Annotated in this window: 24 protein-coding genes and 2 pseudogenes; 22 read left to right on the top strand and 4 right to left on the bottom strand. The window is 58.5% G+C overall.

What is annotated here, in order from left to right; all coding sequences use genetic code 11:
* Together AC1Q5S_RS09350 and AC1Q5S_RS09355 are read left to right on the top strand one after the other, a co-directional pair.
* A pseudogene (locus AC1Q5S_RS09350) lies at positions 1 to 279 on the top strand (hypothetical protein); the annotation flags it as partial.
* 100 nt (positions 280 to 379) lie between these two features.
* Positions 380 to 730: a DUF4148 domain-containing protein gene (locus tag AC1Q5S_RS09355; protein ID WP_008904206.1), complete on the top strand. Its 351-nt coding sequence runs from the start codon at positions 380 to 382 to the stop codon at positions 728 to 730.
* A gap of 407 nt (positions 731 to 1137) precedes the next feature.
* Here AC1Q5S_RS09355 and AC1Q5S_RS09360 read toward each other — a convergent pair whose 3' ends face one another.
* Together AC1Q5S_RS09360 and AC1Q5S_RS09365 are read right to left on the bottom strand one after the other, a co-directional pair.
* A complete protein-coding gene (locus AC1Q5S_RS09360; protein WP_492238699.1) occupies positions 1138 to 2526 on the bottom strand; it encodes a heavy metal sensor histidine kinase in 1389 nt (462 codons plus the stop codon).
* Positions 2527 to 3210 (bottom strand): heavy metal response regulator transcription factor, encoded by a 684-nt coding sequence (locus AC1Q5S_RS09365; protein ID WP_011804755.1) that lies wholly within the window; start codon positions 3208 to 3210, stop codon positions 2527 to 2529.
* Between the two features lie 145 nt (positions 3211 to 3355).
* Here AC1Q5S_RS09365 and AC1Q5S_RS09370 point away from each other — a divergent pair.
* The 11 genes and pseudogenes from AC1Q5S_RS09370 to AC1Q5S_RS09420 all read left to right on the top strand — a co-directional run.
* Positions 3356 to 3507 (top strand): annotated as a pseudogene (locus AC1Q5S_RS09370) (cupredoxin domain-containing protein); the annotation flags it as partial.
* Positions 3508 to 3540: 33 nt separating this feature from the next.
* Positions 3541 to 3885, top strand: a complete 345-nt coding sequence (locus AC1Q5S_RS09375) for a copper-binding protein (protein WP_492238700.1) — start codon at positions 3541 to 3543, stop codon at positions 3883 to 3885.
* Between the two features lie 90 nt (positions 3886 to 3975).
* Positions 3976 to 4449, top strand: a complete 474-nt coding sequence (locus tag AC1Q5S_RS09380; RefSeq protein ID WP_492238701.1) for a hypothetical protein — start codon at positions 3976 to 3978, stop codon at positions 4447 to 4449.
* A gap of 25 nt (positions 4450 to 4474) precedes the next feature.
* Positions 4475 to 4750, top strand: a complete 276-nt coding sequence (locus AC1Q5S_RS09385; RefSeq protein ID WP_066691667.1) for a DUF2933 domain-containing protein — start codon at positions 4475 to 4477, stop codon at positions 4748 to 4750.
* Positions 4747 to 5415: a methyltransferase family protein gene (locus AC1Q5S_RS09390; RefSeq protein WP_119558837.1), complete on the top strand. Its 669-nt coding sequence runs from the start codon at positions 4747 to 4749 to the stop codon at positions 5413 to 5415. Before AC1Q5S_RS09385 ends, AC1Q5S_RS09390 begins: the two co-directional genes overlap by 4 nt.
* 51 nt (positions 5416 to 5466) lie before the next feature.
* The gene (locus AC1Q5S_RS09395; protein ID WP_011804760.1) at positions 5467 to 5760 is read left to right on the top strand and encodes a heavy-metal-associated domain-containing protein; all 294 of its coding nucleotides are present in this window, start codon (positions 5467 to 5469) and stop codon (positions 5758 to 5760) included.
* 84 nt (positions 5761 to 5844) lie between these two features.
* On the top strand, positions 5845 to 6096 hold the full coding sequence (locus AC1Q5S_RS09400) for a DUF2933 domain-containing protein (protein WP_066691671.1): 252 nt from the start codon (positions 5845 to 5847) through the stop codon (positions 6094 to 6096).
* Positions 6097 to 6099: 3 nt separating this feature from the next.
* Positions 6100 to 8433, top strand: coding sequence for a heavy metal translocating P-type ATPase (locus AC1Q5S_RS09405; RefSeq protein ID WP_305335783.1), 2334 nt, complete (start codon positions 6100 to 6102; stop codon positions 8431 to 8433).
* Between the two features lie 20 nt (positions 8434 to 8453).
* Positions 8454 to 10292, top strand: coding sequence for a DUF3141 domain-containing protein (locus AC1Q5S_RS09410; protein ID WP_492238702.1), 1839 nt, complete (start codon positions 8454 to 8456; stop codon positions 10290 to 10292).
* Positions 10293 to 10396: 104 nt separating this feature from the next.
* The gene (locus AC1Q5S_RS09415) at positions 10397 to 11443 is read left to right on the top strand and encodes a YVTN family beta-propeller repeat protein (RefSeq protein WP_087748589.1); all 1047 of its coding nucleotides are present in this window, start codon (positions 10397 to 10399) and stop codon (positions 11441 to 11443) included.
* A gap of 80 nt (positions 11444 to 11523) precedes the next feature.
* A complete protein-coding gene (locus AC1Q5S_RS09420) occupies positions 11524 to 12108 on the top strand; it encodes a hypothetical protein (RefSeq protein ID WP_087748571.1) in 585 nt (194 codons plus the stop codon).
* Between the two features lie 242 nt (positions 12109 to 12350).
* Here AC1Q5S_RS09420 and AC1Q5S_RS09425 read toward each other — a convergent pair whose 3' ends face one another.
* Positions 12351 to 12686, bottom strand: coding sequence for a YnfA family protein (locus AC1Q5S_RS09425; RefSeq protein WP_087748572.1), 336 nt, complete (start codon positions 12684 to 12686; stop codon positions 12351 to 12353).
* A gap of 2 nt (positions 12687 to 12688) precedes the next feature.
* Positions 12689 to 13096, bottom strand: a complete 408-nt coding sequence (merR, locus tag AC1Q5S_RS09430; protein WP_087748573.1) for a mercury resistance transcriptional regulator MerR — start codon at positions 13094 to 13096, stop codon at positions 12689 to 12691.
* 42 nt (positions 13097 to 13138) lie between these two features.
* Between merR and merT the strand changes: the two genes are divergently transcribed.
* From merT to AC1Q5S_RS09475, 9 genes are all read left to right on the top strand, one after another.
* Entirely contained in the window at positions 13139 to 13510 is a 372-nt protein-coding gene (gene merT / locus AC1Q5S_RS09435; RefSeq protein WP_087748574.1) for a mercuric ion transporter MerT, read from the top strand.
* Between the two features lie 12 nt (positions 13511 to 13522).
* A complete protein-coding gene (gene merP / locus AC1Q5S_RS09440; protein ID WP_087748590.1) occupies positions 13523 to 13807 on the top strand; it encodes a mercury resistance system periplasmic binding protein MerP in 285 nt (94 codons plus the stop codon).
* Positions 13804 to 14025 carry a GDCCVxC domain-containing (seleno)protein gene (locus AC1Q5S_RS09445; protein WP_406564148.1) on the top strand — a complete coding sequence of 74 codons (222 nt, stop codon included), beginning with the start codon at positions 13804 to 13806 and terminating at the stop codon, positions 14023 to 14025. Before merP ends, AC1Q5S_RS09445 begins: the two co-directional genes overlap by 4 nt.
* 432 nt (positions 14026 to 14457) lie before the next feature.
* A complete protein-coding gene (locus tag AC1Q5S_RS09450) occupies positions 14458 to 14595 on the top strand; it encodes a hypothetical protein (protein ID WP_198314822.1) in 138 nt (45 codons plus the stop codon).
* Positions 14592 to 15872, top strand: a complete 1281-nt coding sequence (locus AC1Q5S_RS09455; protein WP_492238703.1) for an MgtC/SapB family protein — start codon at positions 14592 to 14594, stop codon at positions 15870 to 15872. Before AC1Q5S_RS09450 ends, AC1Q5S_RS09455 begins: the two co-directional genes overlap by 4 nt.
* Before the next feature lie 56 nt (positions 15873 to 15928).
* The gene (locus AC1Q5S_RS09460) at positions 15929 to 16186 is read left to right on the top strand and encodes a DUF2789 domain-containing protein (RefSeq protein WP_086926362.1); all 258 of its coding nucleotides are present in this window, start codon (positions 15929 to 15931) and stop codon (positions 16184 to 16186) included.
* Positions 16176 to 17447, top strand: a complete 1272-nt coding sequence (locus tag AC1Q5S_RS09465; RefSeq protein ID WP_369825320.1) for a TolC family protein — start codon at positions 16176 to 16178, stop codon at positions 17445 to 17447. Before AC1Q5S_RS09460 ends, AC1Q5S_RS09465 begins: the two co-directional genes overlap by 11 nt.
* Positions 17444 to 19057 (top strand): efflux RND transporter periplasmic adaptor subunit, encoded by a 1614-nt coding sequence (locus AC1Q5S_RS09470; protein WP_492238704.1) that lies wholly within the window; start codon positions 17444 to 17446, stop codon positions 19055 to 19057. The genes AC1Q5S_RS09465 and AC1Q5S_RS09470 overlap by 4 nt, the downstream gene beginning before the upstream one ends.
* A 15-nt stretch (positions 19058 to 19072) precedes the next feature.
* Positions 19073 to 22252, top strand: a complete 3180-nt coding sequence (locus AC1Q5S_RS09475; RefSeq protein WP_024815539.1) for an efflux RND transporter permease subunit — start codon at positions 19073 to 19075, stop codon at positions 22250 to 22252.
* Positions 22253 to 22342 lie beyond the last annotated feature (90 nt).

Raw genomic sequence — 22342 nt, forward strand, 5'->3', positions numbered from 1 at the left:
CGATCTACCAACACCACCTCCGCGCCAGTGCTAGCTTTTCGTACCGTCACTTATTGCACTGAAAACGAGGAGACCCCGAACTACATGCTGCGGGTCGCGGGTGCTTGCAGCCAGTCTTCGAACTGTTCCGGTTCCAGAATCACCACCATGCGCTTCTCATCCGTGGGTTTGTGGAACCAGCTGACTCGGGCCACTATGTCTTTCCACCTGCGCGCAAGTTCAACAACTCGGCGCCAACTCACGCAGCTCCTTAACAACGATGTCATCGAGCTGTCCTGATTCTGTTGGGGTGCGCTCCCTACGATGAACACATCTCCTCAACGCCTAAGCAAGGCATGAGAGATGCAATTTTCGTCCACTTTGTTAAGGAGCTTCAACCATGATCCAACAACGCCTCTCCCTGTCTTCCATGATCGCAGCCGCAGCCTCAGTGGTTGCCCTGGGCCTCCCAGGGATGGCTTCTGCCGCATACGAACATCCTGCCAACAATGAAAAGGGCGTAATCGTTCACCCGGAACACTTCAAGAGCGAGAAGACGCGAGAGCAGGTTATCGCAGAAACCAAGGCTGCTATGCAGCAAGGACTCCTTTCTTACGGAGAAAGCAACTTCCCGATCCGCACACCTGATGCAGCTGGTCCAGGCAAGACGCGTGCGCAAGTAATCAACGAACTGCGGAATGAGTCCCCTGCCGAACGCGATGCGCGTCTGCGTCTTTACTACCAGGGCTGATTGCCTAAGTTGGTGTCGCAGAAAGCTTTGGAATCCATTCTGTTGGATCGTTGGCGTCGGCCTGACTGACCTCTTGTCAGTCCAGGCCGCCGCCCGAATTTCCCTGACTCTCAACCGCCGACACACTGTCGCGAGAAGAGCTACGGACCGAGTGGGTGGCGCGAGGGCAGTCGGCCGGGGCGCATCGTACCGCGCATGCGAAAGCGACAGTCAAAACCCTATCCTTGGCTGAAGACACCCAGATCCCACGCTCACACCCAGGTCAAGCGCTACGGCCATGATTGGGCGACAAAGTAGGTGCCATTCGCCTGATCAACAAACGAGCGGCAGTCTGGTCTAAATTTCACCGGAGGCAACATGAAAGGGTACTGTTCCGCCGATGGAAGCCCTGTTGGCGTTTGGTATTCTTATAGTATCAGCCTGCTTGGAAATTCGAGGCTGAACTTTGTTCTCCCCGAGCCGGATTCAACCGTCACACGTCCTCCGTGCGCTTGTGCAATGGCCCGGGTAATTGATAGTCCGAGGCCAGCACCATCGGATTGTGGGTGCGACCGAGACGGGTCGGCACGGTAGAAGCGGTCAAACAGACGAGGAATGCTTTGAGGATCAATGTCCTCCCCCGTGTTCTCGACCGTTACGACAATGGCTTGCGCTGTCTCGCTGATGTCAATCGTTACATCGCTATGGTCTTTGGAATGGCGCAATGCGTTCGACAACAGATTGCTCAGCGCTCTGCGAAACATCAATCGGTCACCCAAGATGGCTCCATCACCGAAATGGTGTAGCGTAACACCCTTTTCTTCAGCGACGGCTTCATAAAATTCTAATAAGGCCTGGGCTTCCTTGGCTGCAGAAAACCGCTCCTTGTTCGGCAAGTCAACCCCACGATCCGTCTTGGCCAGGAACAACATATCCGACACCATGCGCGCCAGGCGTTGGAATTCCTCCGCGTTCGACGCCAGTATGTCTCGATAGGTGTCAGCGTCTCGCCGGGTGGCGAGTGCAACCTGGGTTTGCGTCAGCAGGTTGCTGATGGGGGTGCGCAGCTCATGCGCCAGGTCTGAAGAGAACTCGGACAGTCGTTGGAAGTCATTTTGCAGCCTGTCCAGCATTTTGTTGAGCTCCTGCGCCAAGTCAGCCATCTCCACAGGAACTGCCTCGATGGGCATTCGCTCATCGAGACGATGAGAACTGACCGTTGTGGCCTGGGTCTTCATGGCGCGCAACGGTGCCATCCCTTTGTAGGCTGCGAACCATCCCAGCATCCCGCTGACAAAGATGGCACAAATAGCATAGAGCACAAGCGTACGCTGTAATTGCGCCATGAATTGCATGTGATCTTCCATGTCAATGGCGATCAGGACATCCAGTGGTGGCGCCGCACTATTGGCAGGGTTGAAACGCAAGTTCAACGCGCGAAATTCACGGCCTTGATTTTTCCAACTCTGAATCTCGGAAATCCGATGCTCTGGTTTTGGCGCGTCCAAAGTGGCTGGAGGTTGAAACCCTTCAGTCCTGAAAAGAACATCCCCATTAGCGTTTTTGACAATGACAGACAAGCCGTGGTGATTGTTCAAAGATTCGCGTAAGCGCGATGGGATGTCATCGGTGGAGTTGGCATTGACTACTATGTTCTCGATCAGGTGCTGCTTGTCTTGCAGCGTGATTCGATCCAGTTCCAGGAAGTGGCGTTCGGTCGCAACCAGGAACAACATTCCAAGCCCCAGCACGACGGCTGCGGCCACCGTCGTGAAAAAGATGGCCAAACGATGGGTGAGCGAGAAGAACCGAAACATTCAAGCGTTCTCCGGTGCTTCCAGCACGTAGCCCATGCCCCGCACGGTCTGGATCAACTTGACGTCCTGGCCTTCGTCAATCTTCAGGCGCAAGCGGCGCATCGCCACTTCGATCACGTTGGTGTCGCTGTCGAAGTTCATGTCCCACACCTGGGAGGCAATCAGCGAGCGAGGAAGCACTTCTCCATGCCTGCGCAACAGCAACTCCAGCAAACCAAATTCTTTGGCTGTCAGGTCAATGCGACGGCCACCCCGCGAGACCCGTCGGCGCAGCAGATCAAGTTCCAGGTCAGCCACGCGCAATGTGTTGGTTTCGGTGCCTCCTCGGCCCCGGCGCAAGATTGTCCGTACACGGGCCAGCAACTCGGCGAATGAAAAGGGCTTGACAAGATAGTCGTCAGCGCCCAATTCCAACCCTTTGACCCGATCTTCCACCTGGTCCCGCGCCGTGAGGAACAACACAGGCATCTGCAATCCGCGATTGCGCAGCGACTGCAGCACCTGCCAGCCATCCAGTCCGGGCAGCATGACATCCAGGATCACGAGGTCGTATTCACCTTGGAGTGCCAGGTGCAGGCCATCACTACCGTTTTGCGCCAGGTCGGCCACAAATCCGGCCTCGCTCAATCCCTGGCGAAGGTATTCGCCGGTTTTAGGTTCATCTTCGACGATCAATATCTTCATGGTCACTCTCCGCTATCTGGCGTAGACGTGAGTTTGACGAGTTTCTGCGTGCCTGACACGTAGATAACAAATTTGTAATCCGGCGCACAGCTTTCTGACATGACCGCGCTTCAGAATCACCTCCATGAGATCGGTCATTTTTTGTGATGTGCCCAGCAAGGTCACGCGGGCCCTTGGCAAGCAAGGTGAGATCGTCTGGCAATTCGCCAAGAAGGCGGGCACTGCCGAGTTCGCGTGCCTGATGTCTGGTCATTCGAGGCCGGTATGAAAGGCGCTGTCAAAGTGGCTATGAAATAACCCACTTTTTTTACTCTCAATCGTGAGGAAATCATGAAAACCATCAAGAACATTCTGGCCATCTCCGCTCTTGCCATGGGCACATTCACGCCCATGGGCAGTTTCGCCCAGACCATGATGGATCACGGCAAGATGGATATGTCCCAAGCATCGGCATCCCTGACGGACGGCGAAATCAAGAAGGTCGATCAGGAAACTGGAAAGATCACCATCAAGCACGCAGAAATCAAGCACATGGACATGCCCGGTATGACCATGGTATTCACCGCGAAGGACAAGAGCCTGTTGTCCAACGTGAAGCCTGGCGACAAGGTCAAGTTCATGGTCGTCAACGAGGGCGGGAAGATGGTTGTCACAGACATTCAGCCCGCTCAGTGAGAACACGCTGCTTTAGCGTGCTGTGTCGTCGCGGATGGATTTATTGATTGCTGACTGCGACGGTTTTGTAATCTGGAGAAGGAGAGCACTATGTCAAAAATTCACCATACCCTGATCGGGGTCTGTGTCGCTGCGGCCTCACTGAGCGTGATGGCGCAAGCCGCCGATGAGCACAAGGCCCATCACCCTGCAGGTAGCACGCAGCCCGCGTCCACCCAAATGAAGACTTCCGCAAAGCCAATGGGTACGGGGCCGATGGCTGGAATGGCCAAGATGGACGAGCATATGAAGTCCATGCAAGCGATGCACGAAAAGATGATGGCGGCCAAAACGCCGGAGGAGCGGCAGGCACTCATGGACGAGCACATGAAGCTCATGCAGGACGGCATGGGGATGATGCAGCAGATGGGCGCAGGCATGCAGGGCATGGGTTGCATGCAAGGTGGAAAGGGCATGTCCTCCAACATGGCCGAGCGTCATCAGATGATGGAAAAGCGCATGGAAATGATGCAGTCCATGATGCAAATGATGATGGACCGCCTGCCTGCCACGCCGACCAAGTAACGCACCCACCTGATTGCGAGTCACCATGAGCCATCAACACGACGGACACGAGTCGCCCCCCAGTTTCTGGAGTTCTCGATACGCCATCGGCTACGTGGCGATTGGTGCCGTGGCGGCGTATTTTTTGTTGACAGAACACCTCGCGCATGTCGTCGGGGCGCTACCTTTTCTCCTGCTCCTCGCCTGCCCGCTGATGCATGTTTTCATGCACGGCAGCCACGGTGGGCATGGTCACCATGGCCAGAGCAAGCCTGATGTGTCGAAGACTGCCGAATCGCGCAAAGAAGGAGATCCCCAGTGAACCACACCGAATCTGCTTATGGCCTGTGGTCGTTGGTCATCATCAATTCAGCGATCTTCATCATGTTTGCGTTCAGCTTTTTCAAGCCTGCAACGGCCCGTGACTGGAGGACGTTTGGCGCATTCGCAGCCTTCATAGTTGCCTTGTTCGTAGAGATGTATGGCTTCCCGCTGACGATTTATCTGATATCGGGCTGGCTTCAAACCAAGTTCCCTAATCTGGATCTGCTCTCCCACACCTCGGGTCACTTGTGGTCCACCCTGTTGGGCGAAAAGGGCGACCCGCATTTCGGCGTACTGCACATCGCCAGCTACGTTTTTCTGGGCTTTGGTTTCTACCTGTTGTCCACAGCGTGGAATGTGCTCTACCACGCTCAGCGTGGCCAATCGCTTGCAACAACAGGCCCCTACGCGCGCATTCGCCATCCGCAGTACGTGGCTTTTGTGATGATTCTGCTGGGCTTCCTGCTGCAGTGGCCCACCTTGCTGACCTTGGCCATGTTCCCTGTCTTGCTCCTGATGTACGGACGTCTGGCAATCACCGAAGAGAACGAAATGCACAAACAGTTCGGTGCAACGTACGACACATACGCCCAGCGCACACCCCGGTTTATCCCTCGCATGGGCAAGGCCCAGTCGACGACTGACTCGGTGTCAAAAAGATGATCTGGAATATTTCCCCGGCGGTATACGTTTCAATTTTTAGGAGTTTGATATATGAAAACGATTGATCTGCAAGTCGAGGGCATGAGCTGCGGCTCATGCGTCAAGCACGTCACGCACGCATTGCAACCGCTGCCGGGTGTCAGTGGGGTGGAGGTCGATCTCCAGTCTGGGCATGTCCGGGTGAGCGGGGAACTGGCGCAGGGCAGCGCCCCATTGTTGATGGCATTGACGGATGCGGGTTACCCCGCAAAGCTGGCCACAGACGCGCCCATTCCCGCTGCGACCTCGCAGCCTAAAGCCTCGGGCTGCCACAGCGGCGGTGCGGGGGGCTGTGGTTGCCGATGACGGCCACGGTATTTGATTCAGGGTCGACCGGCTGGGCGCGTCCGCGCCCGCACCTTTTGCTGGCAACTTTGAAGGAGCAACGCCATGGATCAGCCTGACAACGACTCCCATGCGCCATCGTTCTGGCGCCGCCCAGCCGGCATGGCGCTGGCAACGGCTGCCGTGATCGCTGGTTTTTATCTGCTGCGAGAGCACTGGGGCCATGTTCTGGGTTATTGGCCCTACCTGCTGCTGCTCGCCTGTCCGCTAATGCACCTGATGCACGGCCACGGCGGCCATGGTGGGCACGGCAACCATGCGCAGCCGCCACGGCGCACCAACAACAACAAGGAATAAGCAATGGACATGCATGCACACCACCATCACGGCAGTCACCCCCCTGCCGAGCCAGCCTCGCCAAAGGATCTAAAGGATCCGGTGTGCGGCATGACCGTTACGGAGCAGTCTGAACACAAATTGACGCACGAAGGGCGGCCCTACTATTTCTGTAGCGCCAAGTGCCAAGGCAAGTTCGCAGCGAACCCACTGCAATACCTTGTATCTACTGCACCCGAGGACACCGCGCCAGAGCCGGCCGGCACCATCTACACCTGCCCTATGCACCCCGAGGTGCGGCAGGATCATCCTGGAATCTGTCCCAAGTGCGGCATGACATTGGAGCCAATCATTCCTCTGGACGAGGAAGACAACCATGAGTTAAAGGATTTTCAGCATCGCTTCTGGTGGACACTGCCATTCACAGTCATCGTTACTGTTCTTGCAATGTTCGGCCATCGTCTCGGGTGGTTTGACATGAACGTTCAAACCTGGGTCGAACTGGCGCTGTCCTTACCCGTCGTGTTGTGGACGGGTTGGCCCTTCTTCGTACGCGGTTGGCAGTCTCTTGTCCATCGCAGCCCCAACATGTGGACATTGATTGGCCTGGGTACTGGCGCGGCCTTTCTCTACAGCCTCGTGGCTACCGTGGCGCCGGGCGTGTTCCCAGATTCATTCATTTCCATGGGTCGCGTGGCTGTTTACTATGAGGCGGCAGTGGTCATCATCTCGCTGACCATGCTGGGCCAGATCATCGAGTTGAAGGCCCGTTCGCAAACTTCTGCGGCGATCAAGGCGCTGCTCGGTTTGGCACCCAAGACCGCTCGCCGCATCAATGCGGATGGCAGCGAAGAGGACGTGCCGCTGAACCATGTTCACGTCGGGGATCTGCTGCGCATTCGTCCCGGCGAGAAAGTGCCGGTCGACGGCGTTGTGACCGAAGGCAGCAGTGCGGTCGATGAATCCATGCTTACTGGCGAGCCTGTGCCGGTGACCAAACGGCTTGGTGACAATGTGATTGGCGCCACGATGAACACCAGTGGCGCCTTGGTGATGCGCTCCGAAAAAGTCGGTGCGGCCACCATGCTGTCGCAGATTGTTCAGATGGTGGCCAATGCCCAGCGCTCGAAGGCGCCCATGCAGCGCATGGCGGATGTGGTGGCAGGCAAATTTGTGGTCGTGGTGGTGCTCATCGCCATTGCCACCTTCTTTGTCTGGGGTTGGTTCGGTCCGGAACCTAGCTGGGTGTTTGGCTTGATCAACGCAGTGGCCGTGCTGATCATCGCTTGCCCCTGTGCGCTGGGGCTGGCCACGCCGATGTCGGTGATGGTGGCCACAGGGCGTGCCGCGACACAGGGGGTGCTGTTCCGCGATGCTGGCGCCATCGAGAAAATGCGCGAGGTGGACACGCTGATAGTGGACAAGACAGGAACTTTGACCGAAGGTAAGCCCGCTTTCGACACCGCAGTTGCCGCACCCGGCTATACAGCGGACGAAGTACTGCGCCTTGCGGCCAGTTTGGACCAAGGCAGCGAGCATCCTTTGGCAGAGGCCATCGTCAGCGCAGCACGCGCCAAGGGCCTGGAACTGATCAAGCCGCTAGATTTCGAATCCGGCAGCGGCATTGGCGTGCGCGGCATCGTCGATGGGAAGCATCTGGTGCTGGGCAACACCGCATTGATGCAGCAGGAGGGCGTGGCCACTGATGCGCTCAAGGTAGATGGCGAGCGTCTGCGCAGTGAAGGCGCCAGCGTGATGCATCTGGCCGTGGACAGACAACTGGCTGGCATCCTGGCCGTGACCGATCCCATCAAGGCCACCACCTTGGAAGCCATTAAGACTTTGCACGCCAGCGGTTTGCGCATCGTGATGGCAACTGGCGATGGTCTGACCACCGCCAAGGCCGTGAGTGCAAAACTGGGCATCGACGAGGTGCATGGCGAAGTCAAGCCCGCAGACAAGCTGGCGCTCGTGGAACGGCTCCAGAAAGAGGGCCACATTGTCGCCATGGCCGGCGATGGCATCAACGATGCGCCTGCGTTGGCAAAGGCCGATGTCGGCGTGGCCATGGGCACGGGGACCGATGTGGCCATGAACAGCGGCCAGATCACGCTGGTCAAAGGCGATTTGCGCGGCATCACCGCCGCACGCGACATCTCTATCGACACCGTCCGAAACATGCGCCAGAACCTCCTGTTCGCATTCGTTTACAACGGCATTGGGGTGCCGATTGCGGCAGGCGTGCTGTACCCATTCACTGGGTGGTTGTTGTCCCCGCTGATCGCGGCGCTGGCCATGAGTCTGAGCTCGGCCTCGGTGATTTTCAATGCTCTGCGTTTACGGCGCGGAAAAAAATGACCCCGTAGTTCGGAGGAATGATGAAAACCCCCACGTCACCACAAAAACCTCGGACCTCTCAACGCACCACGGCGGGGGGTAAGGAAGCAGCGGTGCAAGGGACGCACCGCCAGGCAGAGGATCTACCACCGACCGTCTTGGATCATTCCGAGGAGTTGTTGAAGCCTGCGCCACAGGATGCGTCCAGTGGCATGAAAAGAGCAGCTAAAGCACCTTCGGCGCAGGACTATTTCGATTACCAGCGTGATTTCTTCGAACGCACCATTCTGTTCTGGGACACGCTTCGCCAGCGCGCGAACAACATGCTGGAGCACGAGCGAGCCGGATTGCCGCCGCTTCTGGACTTCAAGTATGAAACGCTGTTGGACGCGCGCAGCTTCGAACGGTCCGTCAACTATGCACTGCTACGCATCACGGAAATCGACGGGCATTGCTGGGACGACTGCGTCGACTCTGACAAACCGCCGGTCATCATCGTCGATCCACGCGCCGGCCACGGCCCCGGCATTGGCGGCTTCAAGCGCGACTCCGAAGTCGGGATGGCCATGCGCGAAGGCCATCCGGTTTATTTCGTGATTTTCTTTCCAGAGCCGGCTCTGGGGCAAACCCTGGCAGACGTTTTGCATGTGCTGCGGCGTTTCGTCGAAGAGGTTGCAGTACGCCATCCTGGCAATGCTCCTGTGCTTTATGGCAACTGCCAGGCCGGGTGGGCGGTGGCGCTGCTGTCCGCAGACTGCGCCGGTCTGGTCGGACCGGTGGTGCTCAATGGCTCTCCTTTGTCGTATTGGGCGGGCGAGTCCGGTGTCAATCCGATGCGTCTTTCCGGAGGACTCCTTGGCGGCAGCTGGTTGGCGCATCTGACGGCCGACCTGGGCAATGGCCGGTTTGACGGGGCCTGGCTAGCGCAGAATTTCGAGAACCTCAAGCCCGAAAAGGCCGTTTGGGAGAAGTACGCCCAACTCTTCACCAACGTTGACAGTGAGCAGGGGCGCTTTCTGGAGTTCGAACGCTGGTGGACCGGGTTTTATTTCCTGAGCCGAGAAGAGATCCTCGCGATCGTTGAGAACCTGTTCATTGGTAACCAACTTGAGCAGGGCCTTTTCCAGATTTGCCAGGGTTGCACTGCTGACCTGAGGCGGATCAGGAATCCAATCGTCATCTTTGCCTCTTACGGCGACAACATCACGCCACCGCACCAGGCGCTTGGGTGGATCCCCGCTGTCTATAGTGACACCGATGATCTCAAGCGGGCAGGGCAGCGCATCGTTTACCTCACGAACCCGCATGTCGGCCATCTCGGCATTTTTGTCTCTGCTGGGGTGGCTCGTCTGGAGCACCGGGCGATCCTGGAGAGCCTGGCTGAGATTGAGGCGCTGGCACCGGGCCTCTATGAGATGAAGATCGACAACCCGTCCGGGAGCCTGGACTGCCATAAGCCCTCCTACAGCATTCGCTTTGAATCCCGTCAGGTTGAAGACTTGAAAACGGATTACCCGCAAGAAGCCTTTGAGCGGGTGAAACAGGTCTCGACATTCAATGAGGCGCTTTACCGGGCATTTGTCAGTCCCTGGGCACAAGCGTTCTCCACGCCCTGGACAGCCGAAGTGCTTAAGTGGCTCCATCCAATGCGCAGCAGTAGGTATTTGTTTTCAGAAGCATTTAGTCCGTGGATGAAAGGGGTCAGTCTGTTGGCCGAACCCCTCGCTAGGAGCCGACAGCCGCTTGCGCAGCATCACCCAATGATCGAGCGTGAGCGTGAAGCCGCAGAACAAGTAAGTCATGCGCTGGGACGACTGCGTGAAGGCCGCGACGCTGCGGTTGAGCAAGCGTTTCGTCTGATTTTTCAACGCCCTGACTAGTTTTTATGCGTCCTGGACATGATGGAAAAAACGGTGACGGCTATACCGGACCACAAAGTGGACATAGCCCTGATCTAGGGGCCGTTTCTCAACAAGGATTGATCATGATGAGAAGAAAAATCAACTGGCTTTCGACAGCGGTCCAGATCGGCCTGCTGGCCTGGTCTGGAACCACGTTGGCCGCCGACCAAGTGTATGTGGCCAATGAAAACGCTGACACGGTCAGCGTCCTCGATGCGGAATCGTTGAATACGCTGACGAACGTGCGCGTCGGCAAGATGCCCCACAACGTGCAAGTGTCGCCCGACGGCAAGCTCGTATGGGTGACCAACAACGGCGAGCCTGACCAGGTAGCAGACGTTTCTGCGCACAAGGGCATGGCCCAAGGCGACCACGATGCGATGGGAAAAGCGGGCGCGATCTGGGCCATCGACACCGCGACCAACGTAGTCGTCGCCAAGGTGCCGGTGGGTATGCACCCAGCCCATGTGGTGGTGTCACCAGACGGCCGCTTTGCCTATGTCACCAATGGCGGCGACAACACGGTCACTGTGATCGACACAGCGGCGCGGAGCCACGTGGCGACGATTCCGGTCGGTCAGTTTCCCCATGGTCTTCGGTTCAGCCCGGATGGCAAGGAGGTCTACGTCGCCAATCTCAAGGGTGGCACGGTATCGGTCATCGACACCGCCAGCCAGAAGGAGATTGCGCAGGTGCCGACCGGCAAAGGTCCGGCCCAGACTGGCTTCACGCCAGACGGCCGTTTGGCCTTTGCCTCGTTGTCGGGCGAAAACGCCATAGCCGTGATAGACCCAGAAACGCGCAAGGTAATTCGCAAGGTTGAGGTAGGAACGGTGCCGATTCAGTTGTATGCCACGCCTGACTCGCGCACGCTCCTGGTGGCCAACCAGGGTACGCGCAAGATGCCGGGCAAGACCGTCAGCATGATTGACCTGGAGACTTTCAAGGTCGTCAAGACAGTCGTAACTGGCGCTGGTGCTCATGGCGTGGTTGTTGATCGTGACGGGCGGTACGCCTATGTGACGAACATCTACGCCAATTCGGTTTCCGTGCTTGATGTGAAAGACCGCAAGGTAACGAAGACCGTTCCTGTCGGTAAGGCACCCAACGGCATCAGCGTAACGCCTTGAGTGGGGCCCGTCGCCTACACCGGTACGTACGGTACACAAAAAAGTAGAACCAGCCAGCGCCAGCCTTGCCGTATGTCCAAATGACGGTCATCGATATTCGAATTCAACGAATCACGCAGCTTTACGATTCTCTGGACCCTTCACCGCTCCATGAGAAAACACTGAGCCATGCCGTTAAAAACTATATTGTCGACTGTGCGGGTGAATATGGTCTAGATGAACCGCTTCGGCTTGTGCTCCATGTCCCGGCGCCGATCAGAGAGTACGAGGCGGAGATCACGCGAGCGATCCACGCGCACTTTCAGGCGCAGCATGCACAGTGCAGGCGCCGGTATCGCCGAAGGGTGCGACAGGGCATGCGCTTACTGTTCACGGGACTTGCCGTTCTGGCGACGACGCTGCTTGCACGAGCCTTATTGGTTAATCCTGGCAACAGCAAAGTGCTTATTGCCATTAGCGAAGGCTTGTTGATTATTGGCTGGGTGGCAATGTGGCGCCCGATCGAGGTCCTCTTGTTCGAGCGTGCAGAGAACCACCAAAACATGGCACTTTTTGAGCGTCTTTCCCAAATCGGCGTGGAGTTCGCCCCTGAAGAGACCGCGGTGGACCCAGGGGATAAAAGTGGCGAGACCAGTGACCTACGGGCACCGGGTTTACTGCCTTGACGGCGGGAATACTTGGAGAACCCAACAAGAGGTAGCGTTGTTATACAAGCCAGCACCGTAAGTTCTCTTTTTCATTGAGAGTCTGAACTCTGGGCGGCCGGAGCAACGGAAATACGGATCCTCTGTTGGCGTCTTGACCGTGCAAGGGCAGAAGTCCGCTGTTTTCGCGAGTTGGAGGGCAGACGGTTGCGTTTTTCATCTGGATTAGCGGAGACGACCGAGAACGGAGAGCTCCGGGAACGTCAAGTATCCGTCGCAGGTTGCAGGGCGATCACCGACATGCCGGCCAGCGCGATGGCCGCTCCCACGAAGTCCCAACGGGTCAAGGCAACACCGTCGACGACGTGCAACCAGACCAGCGCCACGGCGATGTACATCCCGCCGTAAGCCGCATAGGTTCGCCCGGCAGCTGTCGGGTGCAAGGTCAGCAGCCAAGCGAACAACGTCAAGGAAACGGCAGCCGGCAAGAGCAGCCATGCCGACTTGCCCTGCTTTACGACCAGCCAGGGCAAGTAGCAGCCAACGATTTCAGCTACTGCCGTCACCGCAAACAGAATGGCAACTTTCAAGAGTTCCATCGTCACGCTTCCTGCAGCGCCTGGATCATCGGGCAACGCACCTGTCCCCTTGCGGCGCAGCAGCGCTGCACCAGTGCTTCCAGGACTGCCTCAATGCGGTGGAGATCGGCGAGCTTGGCGCGCACATCCCTGAGCTTGCGTTCGGCTTGTTCGCGGGCCTCGGGGCAATGCGACCCGTCCTCGAGCTTCAGCAAGTCCCCGACTTCGTCAAGGCTGAAACCCAGCCGTTGCGCCGATTTAATAAAGCGTACCCGGGCCAGATTTGCCTCGCCGTAGCGGCGGATGCCGCCCAGGGGGCGGTCGGGCTCTTGCACTAAGCCCTTGCGCTGGTAGAAGCGGATCGTCTCAACATTGACCCCAGCGGCCTCGGCTAAGCCACCGATGGTCAGGGTTTCGGTTAGTTCATTCATGGCACTTGACTCCGTACTTAACTACGGAAGTAAGCTTAAACGATGAAACCCGATTCCCCAACTGAAACTCGAAGCGGCGGCGGGCGTGGTGCGCTGTTAACCGGCGGTCTGGCGGCCATCCTCGCCTCCACTTGCTGCCTCGGGCCTTTGGTGTTGATTACGCTTGGCGTCTCCGGGGCATGGATTAGCAATTTGACCCTGCTCGAACCCTATCGGCCCATGTTCATCGGTGCCGCGCTTGTGGCACTGTTTTTTGCGTACAGGCGGATATGGCGAGCGCCAGCAGCCTGTGAGGCTGGGCAGGCTTGCGCGCTACAGCAAGTCAACCGAAGCCACAAGTCGTTGTTCTGGACCGTGGTGGCGCTAGTCATCGTCGCGCTCGGATTCCCGCTGATCGCTCCCTGGTTTTACTGAATGGAGATTGCTATGAAAAAACTCGTTGCTCTGGCCATGGTGGCCGCTTCTGCTTCGCCCCTCTGGGCTACCACGCAGAGTGTCACGCTGTCCGTGCCCGATATGAACTGCGCCACCTGCCCGATCACAGTCAAGAAGGCGCTTACCAAGGTATCCGGCGTCAGCAAGATCGACGTGAATCTGGATCGGCGCGAGGCCAAGGTGACGTTCGATGATACGAAGGCGAATGTCGAGGTCCTCACACGCGCCACTAGGAACGCAGGGTATCCCGCGACCGTGTTGGGAGACGCCAAGTGACTGCGGTGATACTGGAATCGACGCTGACCTGCCCCGAGTGCGGCCACGCCAAGACAGAGACGATGCCCACGGACGCCTGCCAGTGGTTCTACGAGTGCGAGCAATGTCACACCGTGCTAAAGCCCAAGTCGGGTGACTGCTGTGTGTACTGTTCTTACGGCTCAGTGCCTTGTCCGCCGATCCAGGAACGTGGCAAGGGTGGCTGCTGCAGCGGCTGACGCTTTCCAATGACACGCTCACTGCCGCACCGTTTGTGCAGACTCCAATGAAGCTGGGGGCCAACTGTGCCGATCGGGCGATCCGGCCGGCGCGAACCCAAGATTGGCTGCGTGCCCCAAACTCTTAACGAATGAGTCAAGCGTCACGAGATCAATTCGGGCGCCAGGGACGCCATCACCACATCCAAGTTGAACTTCCGCAACACTGTTGTGCGGGCCCATGTGGCCATCAAACGCGCCAACGTTCATCGGTGGCTGATATGCCACGCTCCAAGAAGTGCATGACAAAGATGTAATCTTTGAAACATATTCCGGTCAGCCTTGGTCTCGCAAAATGCATAACGTGCATTCACACAAGGTAGGTGGATACCAATGCGAAGTACAACAACCTGAAAATCAGTGACCGAGGGTGCGATGCTGCGTGAGGAACTTATGCTGAGCCTGGATTGGACCGATGAGGTGGCGCTGTTCAATGGAGACTCGCGTTATACCGGTAGTGCGGTCCTGGTGCCTGGCATGCGCAAGATCGTGCATGCGGCTACGCAGGCCATCAACGTAGAGCACCGATGAACAGCTACGAACTCCCCCCGGGCGCCCCGGGCTTGGTTGCCGCGCTTGCTGTCGGTCTGGTGATTGGCCTGGAGCGCGGCTGGCACGATCGCGAATTGCCGGAGGGTGGACGTGTTGCAGGCCTGCGCACCTTTGCGCTGACCGGACTGCTCGGTGGCGTGCTTGGGCATCTGCAGCCAGATTTCGGCGCTTGGCCTTTGCTGGGTGCGCTGCTCGGACTCGCCCTGCTGCTGACGGTGTCCTACGCCCGTAACGCCAAACTGTCGGGTAACCTGAGTGCCACTACCCCGGTGGCGATGCTTCTCACTCTGGTCCTGGGTGCCTTTGCGGCACACGGCAACATCACCTTGGCGTTGTCGGCAGCAGTGGTTGGCGCTGTGTTGCTGGATCTCAAGCCGACCTTGCACGGTTGGTTGCGTTTGATCGATCACCGCGAATTGACTGCATCGCTGCAACTGCTGGTGTTGTCCATGGTCATCCTGCCTTACCTGCCCAATACGGGCCTCGGGCCCTATGCCGCGCTCAATCCGTACCAGCTGTGGTGGGCAGTCATCCTGATTGCGGGCCTGTCGCTGACGGGTCACTTTGCCATGCGGATCACCGGCGCGCAAAGGGGTGTGCTGTGGACCGGGATCCTGGGAGGACTGGCATCTTCCACCGCAACCACGTTGGCTTTGGCTCGCTACGCACGCGAGCAGCCTTCGCTGACAGGCGCGGCGGTAGCCGGCACGTTGGCATCCTGTGGCGTCATGTTTTTTCGCATGGTCGTTCTGCTGGGTGTCATCCAGCCGGCGCTGCTGTCCACCTTCGGCAGCGCCCTGGTGGTCACTGGCGTGGCACTGCTGTGTATTGCGCTATGGGGGTGGCGCAAGTTGGACCGCACTGTAGTGGGGGAGGGCGCTGTCGGCGCGATGGCGCCATTCGACCTTGGCACCGCGCTCGGTTTCGGTGTGCTGCTCGCTGTCATGAGCGTCCTGGTGCCAGCGGCAAAGCAGTGGCTGGACACCAGCGGCCTCTATGTGCTGTCGGCGGTTTCAGGCCTTGCCGACGTGGATGCGATCTTGATCTCGGTCGCTCGGCTGCATGGTGCCGGTGGATTGTCCACGGGCGCCACCGTCACGGCGCTCGGTCTCGCGACATTGGCAAACATGGTGGCAAAGGTCGGCATCGCCTGGACGACAGGCGGCGCGCAGGTCGGTAAATCGGTTGTTTTCGGCTACCTGGGCGCGATGGCGTCGGGAGTGGTCGTATTGGTGTTGAGCTTGACGTTTTCGTGAGCGTCCACCGGCCACGTCTTCAGAATTTTTGTATTTAAACAATAGGGACCACCGCTATGGAAAAGTCATTTCATCGCTTCTCTGAACTATTTGCCCAACTCGGCCTGCGCATGGACGCGGCAGGCATTAGGGAGTTCTTGGAGGAGCACGCTCCACTGCCGCCCGATGTGCTGCTGGCCGATGCGCCATTCTGGACGCCTGCTCAGGCGACTCTGTTGCGCGAAGAGCTTCTGGAGGATGCGGACTGGGCCGAAGTGGTTGACCAGTTGAATGTTGCCTTGCGTGCCGCCAAGGGAGGTCCTGATGCCGAATAGGTTTCGCCTGTCGTTGGGTGTGGTGCTGGTCGCTCTCGCCTTGAGCCCGATGGTTCGGGCCCAGGAGGCCAAGCTGGGATCGAGTGTCGAAGGGTTGCTGCAAGCGGCCAGGGATAGAAACCCAGAAATCGCCAGCATGCGTTTTGATGCGGATGCGGCAGCAGAGCGCGTCGCGCCAGCAGGCGCCTTGCCGGATCCTAAATTCCGAACCGAATTGCGTGACATCACGCGCATGGGAGAACAAAACCCCACGCTATTGCCAGGGCGCGTCGGAAGCACCCGCTACGTGCTGATGCAGGATTTTCCCTGGATGGGCAAACGCGGTCTGAAGCGTGAGGTGGCTGAGTCACAAGCACAAGCTGCGAGAAGCCGTGCAGCAGGCGCCTGGGTTGAACTGGCTGGCAAGATCAAGACGACTTATGCCGAGCTCTATTACCTGGACCAGAACGATCGCTTGTCGCGGGAAATTCTCGACCTGATGGCGCGATTGGAAAAAGTCGCGCAGGTCCGCTATGCGGGCGGGCTTGCTGCGCAACAGGATGTGATCCGTGCGCAGGTGGAGCAGTCCACAATGCGCAACGAACTGATTGCACTGGACGCTGAGCGTCGCCAACTCCAGTCCAAGTTGAATGCGCTCGTGGGGCGTCCGACCTCGGAGATTTTGGCTGCACCCGAGCAGATCCGCGCCTTGCCGTCGCCGGAGCAAGTCAGCTTCGCAGCGCTGGAAGGGCGCGCCCGGATGAACAATCCGCTGCTGCGCACGGAAGAGTCCCAGATCAGGGCGGCCGAGAAGAACCGCGAGCTGACCTACAAGAACCGCTATCCCGACTTCAACGTCGGTATCTCTCCGATTCAGTACCGAGGCTCGATCAAAGAGTGGGAGCTGATGGTCGAGTTGAATATTCCCCTGCAGCAAGATTCGCGGCGCGCCCAGGAGCGGGAGTCCGAGGCCATGTTGGCCGCTGCACGCTCACGCCAGGAAGTCGTCACGAATCAAGTCCTGGCAGACCTTTACGCCAACGTGGCAGGTTTTGAGTCCGCCCGGCGCTCTCTGGCGTTAACGACCGAAAGTCTCTTGCCGCAGTCGGAGTTGACCTTCCGCTCTGCGCTGGCTGGGTACCAGACGGGCAAGGTGGATTTTGCGACCTTGCTGGACGCGCAGCGCCAGATTCGTCAGTCCAAACTGAATCAGATCAAAGCCGGCGTGGAAGCGCAGAAGCGGCTTACCGAAATTGAACGCATCGTGGGAGAAGAACAATGACAACAGGTTTCAAGGCCGGCGTATTCCTGGCTATCGTCGCCGCAGGGTTGGCGGCGGGTGGTGGCTATTGGATGGGACAGCGCCAATCAGAAGCCCGCAGTGGTGACCAGACTGCGTCGCAGGGCGCCTCTGCCGGTCCTACCAAGAAGGAGCGCAAGGTACTTTTTTACCGTAACCCGATGGGGTTGCCCGACACATCTCCCACACCGAAAAAAGATCCAATGGGGATGGACTACATCGCGGTCTACGAGGGAGAGCAGGAAGAAGCAGAAACCAACTCCAATCAAATTCGCATCAGCACCGAAAAGATTCAGAAACTTGGCGTTCGCACCGAGGCGGTGAGTCTTCGCTCTCTGGACAAGGTAGTGCGTGCCGCCGGACGCATTGAACCAGACGAGCGCCAGACCTTCACCATTGCTGCCAAATTTGAGGGCTATGTTGAGCGTCTGCATGCCAACGTTACCGGGCAGACGGTGAACAAGGGGCAGCCACTCTTCGAGGTATATAGCCCCGAACTGGTGTCTGCTCAGCGCGAGTACGCCATCGCGGCACAGGGTGTTGACGCGTTGAAGGATGCCTCTGGTGAGGCACAGCGTGGCATGCGTGAGCTGGCCGACTCCAGCCTGGCGCGGCTTCGCAATTGGGATATCTCGGACGAGCAGGTCAAGACCTTGGCCAAATCCGGCGACGCACGCCGCACGCTGACATTTCGCTCACCAGTGGCAGGGATCATCACCGACAAGAAGGCCATCCAAGGTATGCGATTCATGCCGGGCGAAATGCTCTACCAAGTCGCCAACCTGTCCTCGGTCTGGGTCATCGCCGATGTCTTCGAGCAAGACATCGGCTTGGTCAAGTCGGGGGGCAAGGCCAAGGTGCAAATCAATGCCTACCCAGACAAGGTGTTCCAGGGGACAGTCAGCTATGTGTATCCCACCCTGAAGCCTGAAACCCGAACGGTGCAGGTGCGCGTGGACTTGTCGAACACGGGTGGCTTGCTCAAGCCTGGCATGTTTGCCCAGGTGGAACTTCCGACCGCCAGCAAGGGGGCGGTTTTGACGGTGCCGACTTCGGCCGTGATTGACAGCGGCACGCGCCAGATCGTCCTGGTGCAGCTCAAGGAGGGACGATTCGAACCCCGCGATGTCAAAGTGGGCGCACGCAGCGACGACCGCATTGAAGTCACCGAGGGCGTTCGCGAGGGTGAGCAGGTGGTCATCGCTGCCAATTTCCTGATCGATGCAGAAGCCAACCTCAAGGCGGCCGTGGGCGGCTTTGGGCACTCCTCACATGGAACTAAGTCGGAAGCACAAGGCACCCCTGATGCGAGCAAGCCCGCTGCCGCCGTCGGGCACCAAGGTGAGGGCAGGGTGGAGGAGTCTGATGCGAAGGCCGGCACGGTGACCATTGCCCATGGTCCCATACCCTCCCTCAAATGGCCCGCAATGTCCATGGAGTTCAAGGTCTCCAACAACGGGCTGATGACGGGCTTGCAACCTGGCACAGCGGTGGTCTTCGAGTTCGTTGAGCGTGGACAGGGTGAATGGGTGGTCACCTCCGTGAAACCCGTGGGCAAAGCGGCGGCCACTCCGCACGCCGGCCATAACTGATCTTCAGGGAACAACATGCTCGCGAAGATCATTGACTGGTCAGGAAGAAACAGCTTCCTGGTGCTGCTTGCCACGCTGTTTGTCATTGTCGCAGGGGTGTTCGCTGTGTTGCGAACGCCTCTGGACGCGCTGCCGGACTTGTCCGACGTTCAGGTCATCGTCTACACCGAATACCCTGGACAAGCGCCCCAGGTGGTTGAGGATCAGGTCACCTATCCCTTGACCACCGCCATGCTGTCGGTACCCAAGTCCAAGGTGGTGCGCGGCTTTTCCTTCTTTGGAGCGTCCTTCGTCTACATCATCTTTGAGGATGACACAGACATCTATTGGGCGCGTTCGCGCGTGCTGGAATACCTCAATTTCGCATCCAGTCGAATGCCCAAGGGGGTCACGCCGCAAATTGGCCCTGATGCCACCGGTGTGGGTTGGGTCTACCAGTACGCTTTGATCGCCAAGGACCGGACGCTGGCCGAGTTGAGAACTTTGCAGGATTGGTACCTGCGCTACCAGCTGACCAAGGCGCATGGCGTCGCTGAGGTGGCATCCGTCGGTGGCTTTGTCCAGACCTACCAGATCACCGTCGACCCGGTGAAGCTGCGGGCCTACGGCATTCCTTTGGCCAAGGTGTCACAGGTCGTGCGCGACTCCAATCGTGACGTCGGCGGCCGTGTGGTGGAGATGGCCGAGACAGAGTACATGGTGCGCGGAAAGGGCTATCTGCGCGGCGCGGCGGACATTGAGAACCTGGTCGTCAAGGCCGAAAAAGGAACACCAGTATTGATTCGAGACATCGCTCGCGTTGAACTCGCTCCCGATGAACGGCGCGGCCTGACCGAACTCAACGGGGAGGGGGAGGTGGTCTCGGGCATCGCCATGGCCCGCTATGGCCAAAACGCCCTGGAAGTCATCCATAACCTGAAGGAGAAAATTACCGAAGTTTCGGCAGGGCTGCCGCAGGGCGTCAGCATCCAGGCTGTTTACGACCGATCTGACCTGATTCATCGGGCCATCGATACGCTCAAGCGAACGCTGATTGAGGAGAGCCTGATCGTTGCCTTGGTCTGCATGGTCTTTCTCATGCACGTCCGTTCAGCCCTCGTGGCTATCTTGATGTTACCCGTAGGGGTGCTGATCTCATTCATCGCGATGCGCTTGCTGGGCATGAATTCCAACCTGATGAGTCTGGGTGGTATCGCCATTGCGATCGGTGCCATGGTGGATGCGGCCATCGTCATGATCGAGAACGCCCATAAACACCTGGAGCGGCTCCCACCCGAGCACAACAGCAAGCAGCGGGTCGAGGCCATGATCGCCGCGTGCAAGGAGGTTGGCCCGGCACTGTTCTTCTCGCTACTGATCATCACCGTGTCGTTTCTGCCCGTGTTCACGCTCGAATCACAGGAGGGGCGCATGTTCTCACCGCTGGCGTTCACCAAGACGTTTTCTATGGCAGGAGCGGCGCTGTTGTCGGTGACGCTGGTGCCGGTGCTCATGATGATTTTCATTCGCGGACGCATCATGCCGGAGTCCCGTAACCCGGTGAACCGGTTCCTGATCTGGGTCTACCGACCCATCATCGCTGGAGTGATGCGCTGGAAGAAGGTGACCATTGCCATTGCCCTGGTCGTGCTTGGGGTGTCGTTCTATCCGGCCAGCAAGCTGGGGTCCGAGTTCATGCCGACGCTCAATGAAGGCACTTTGCTCTACATGCCTGCTTCGCTGCCGGGCATGTCGATCACCAAGGCCGCCGAGTTGCTTCAGACGCAAAACAAGATCATCAAGAGTTTTCCAGAGGTTGAATCGGTCTACGGTAAGGCAGGACGGGCCAACACGGCCACCGACCCAGCACCGACCGAGATGTTCGAGACGGTCATCAACCTCAAGCCGGAGTCAGCGTGGCGATCTGGCATGACCATCGACAAATTGATCGCCGAGATGGACAAGGCGCTGCAGTTTCCTGGCGTCTCCAATGCCTGGACCATGCCCATCAAGGCGCGCATCGACATGCTGTCCACCGGTATCCGCACACCCATTGGTATCAAAGTCTTCGGCAAGGACTTGAACGAAATGGAACGCCTGGCGCGGGAGATCGAGACCGTAGTGAAATCTGTGCCCGGCACCACCTCGGCATTCGCGGAGCGGATCACAGGCGGCTTCTACCTGAACATCGAGCCCGACCGCGCCCAACTGGCACGCTACGGTCTGGCGGTGGGTGATCTCCAGGAGGTCATTGGTACGGCGCTCGGCGGTGACATGGTGACCACCACGGTGGAAGGGCGAGAGCGTTTTGGCGTTACGGTTCGCTACCCACGCGAATTGCGGTCTGACCCGCAGCAGATCGCCCGCGAAGTGCTGGTGCCGACCATGGATGGAGCCATGATTCCGCTGGGCCAGGTTGCCCGCGTGGAGGTGGCCAAGGGCGCCCCTGGCATCCGTACCGAAAATGCGTTGCTATCTGCCTACATTTTTGTGGACATCCGTGAGCGTGACATCGGTGGCTACGTCGCCGAGGCGCGCAAAGCAGTGAATGACCAGGTCAAGTTCCCGCCCGGCTACTACGCCACATGGAGCGGTCAGTTTGAGTCTATGGAGCGTGCCATCGAGAAAATGAAATTCGTTGTGCCAGTAACGCTGTTGCTCATTTTCCTGCTGCTGTACCTGAACTTCAGGCGACTGACGGAGACTTTGATCGTCATGCTGTCGGTGCCGTTCGCGTTGGTTGGCGGCGTCTGGCTGATGTGGTGGCTTGGCTACAACCTCTCTGTCGCAGTTGCTGTGGGCTTCATTGCCCTGGCTGGTGTGGCCGCTGAAACCGGGGTCGTCATGCTGATCTACCTGGACCACGCCTGGGAAGAGATCAAGGAAAAACGCCGCTCTGAAGGGAAAGAGCCAGGAGTTGGTGACCTTTACGAGGCAGTCATGGAGGGCGCCGTAGAGCGTGTTCGTCCCAAAATGATGACGGTCGTTGCCATCATGGCGGGCCTGCTGCCCATCATGTGGGGGACCGGCACCGGCTCGGAAGTGATGAGTCGCATTGCCGCGCCGATGGTCGGTGGCATGATTTCTTCGACCGTGCTCACGCTGGCTGTGATTCCGGCGCTTTACGCACTGGTCAAACAGTTTGAACTTCGAAGACAGCGCGCTTCGGGAACGGATTCACAACCCATCCGACCCACTCTGGGGCTTGATGCATGAGCCATGAGCGCTTCCTTGATGTGCACCAGAAATACGTGCAATGGGCAGAGAAAATCACGCTGCCCCCTGGCGCCGACGCGGGGCGTGGGA

This window comes from Acidovorax sp. GW835-FHT14B10 (genome assembly GCF_058793725.1).

Excerpts from the sequence above, each read along its gene's own strand:
- AC1Q5S_RS09420 (WP_087748571.1), top strand. The coding sequence starts at position 11,524 with ATGACGGTCATCGATATTCGAATTCAACGAATCACGCAGCTTTACGAT.
- merT (WP_087748574.1), top strand. The coding sequence starts at position 13,139 with ATGAAACCCGATTCCCCAACTGAAACTCGAAGCGGCGGCGGGCGTGGT.
- merR (WP_087748573.1), bottom strand. The coding sequence starts at position 13,096 with ATGAATGAACTAACCGAAACCCTGACCATCGGTGGCTTAGCCGAGGCC.
- AC1Q5S_RS09375 (WP_492238700.1), top strand. The coding sequence starts at position 3,541 with ATGAAAACCATCAAGAACATTCTGGCCATCTCCGCTCTTGCCATGGGC.
- AC1Q5S_RS09460 (WP_086926362.1), top strand. The coding sequence starts at position 15,929 with ATGGAAAAGTCATTTCATCGCTTCTCTGAACTATTTGCCCAACTCGGC.
- AC1Q5S_RS09465 (WP_369825320.1), top strand. The coding sequence starts at position 16,176 with ATGCCGAATAGGTTTCGCCTGTCGTTGGGTGTGGTGCTGGTCGCTCTC.
- AC1Q5S_RS09475 (WP_024815539.1), top strand. The coding sequence starts at position 19,073 with ATGCTCGCGAAGATCATTGACTGGTCAGGAAGAAACAGCTTCCTGGTG.
- AC1Q5S_RS09365 (WP_011804755.1), bottom strand. The coding sequence starts at position 3,210 with ATGAAGATATTGATCGTCGAAGATGAACCTAAAACCGGCGAATACCTT.
- AC1Q5S_RS09455 (WP_492238703.1), top strand. The coding sequence starts at position 14,592 with ATGAACAGCTACGAACTCCCCCCGGGCGCCCCGGGCTTGGTTGCCGCG.
- AC1Q5S_RS09410 (WP_492238702.1), top strand. The coding sequence starts at position 8,454 with ATGAAAACCCCCACGTCACCACAAAAACCTCGGACCTCTCAACGCACC.
- merP (WP_087748590.1), top strand. The coding sequence starts at position 13,523 with ATGAAAAAACTCGTTGCTCTGGCCATGGTGGCCGCTTCTGCTTCGCCC.
- AC1Q5S_RS09450 (WP_198314822.1), top strand. The coding sequence starts at position 14,458 with ATGCTGAGCCTGGATTGGACCGATGAGGTGGCGCTGTTCAATGGAGAC.
- AC1Q5S_RS09415 (WP_087748589.1), top strand. The coding sequence starts at position 10,397 with ATGATGAGAAGAAAAATCAACTGGCTTTCGACAGCGGTCCAGATCGGC.
- AC1Q5S_RS09385 (WP_066691667.1), top strand. The coding sequence starts at position 4,475 with ATGAGCCATCAACACGACGGACACGAGTCGCCCCCCAGTTTCTGGAGT.
- AC1Q5S_RS09355 (WP_008904206.1), top strand. The coding sequence starts at position 380 with ATGATCCAACAACGCCTCTCCCTGTCTTCCATGATCGCAGCCGCAGCC.
- AC1Q5S_RS09395 (WP_011804760.1), top strand. The coding sequence starts at position 5,467 with ATGAAAACGATTGATCTGCAAGTCGAGGGCATGAGCTGCGGCTCATGC.
- AC1Q5S_RS09470 (WP_492238704.1), top strand. The coding sequence starts at position 17,444 with ATGACAACAGGTTTCAAGGCCGGCGTATTCCTGGCTATCGTCGCCGCA.
- AC1Q5S_RS09360 (WP_492238699.1), bottom strand. The coding sequence starts at position 2,526 with ATGTTTCGGTTCTTCTCGCTCACCCATCGTTTGGCCATCTTTTTCACG.
- AC1Q5S_RS09405 (WP_305335783.1), top strand. The coding sequence starts at position 6,100 with ATGGACATGCATGCACACCACCATCACGGCAGTCACCCCCCTGCCGAG.
- AC1Q5S_RS09400 (WP_066691671.1), top strand. The coding sequence starts at position 5,845 with ATGGATCAGCCTGACAACGACTCCCATGCGCCATCGTTCTGGCGCCGC.
- AC1Q5S_RS09380 (WP_492238701.1), top strand. The coding sequence starts at position 3,976 with ATGTCAAAAATTCACCATACCCTGATCGGGGTCTGTGTCGCTGCGGCC.
- AC1Q5S_RS09425 (WP_087748572.1), bottom strand. The coding sequence starts at position 12,686 with ATGGAACTCTTGAAAGTTGCCATTCTGTTTGCGGTGACGGCAGTAGCT.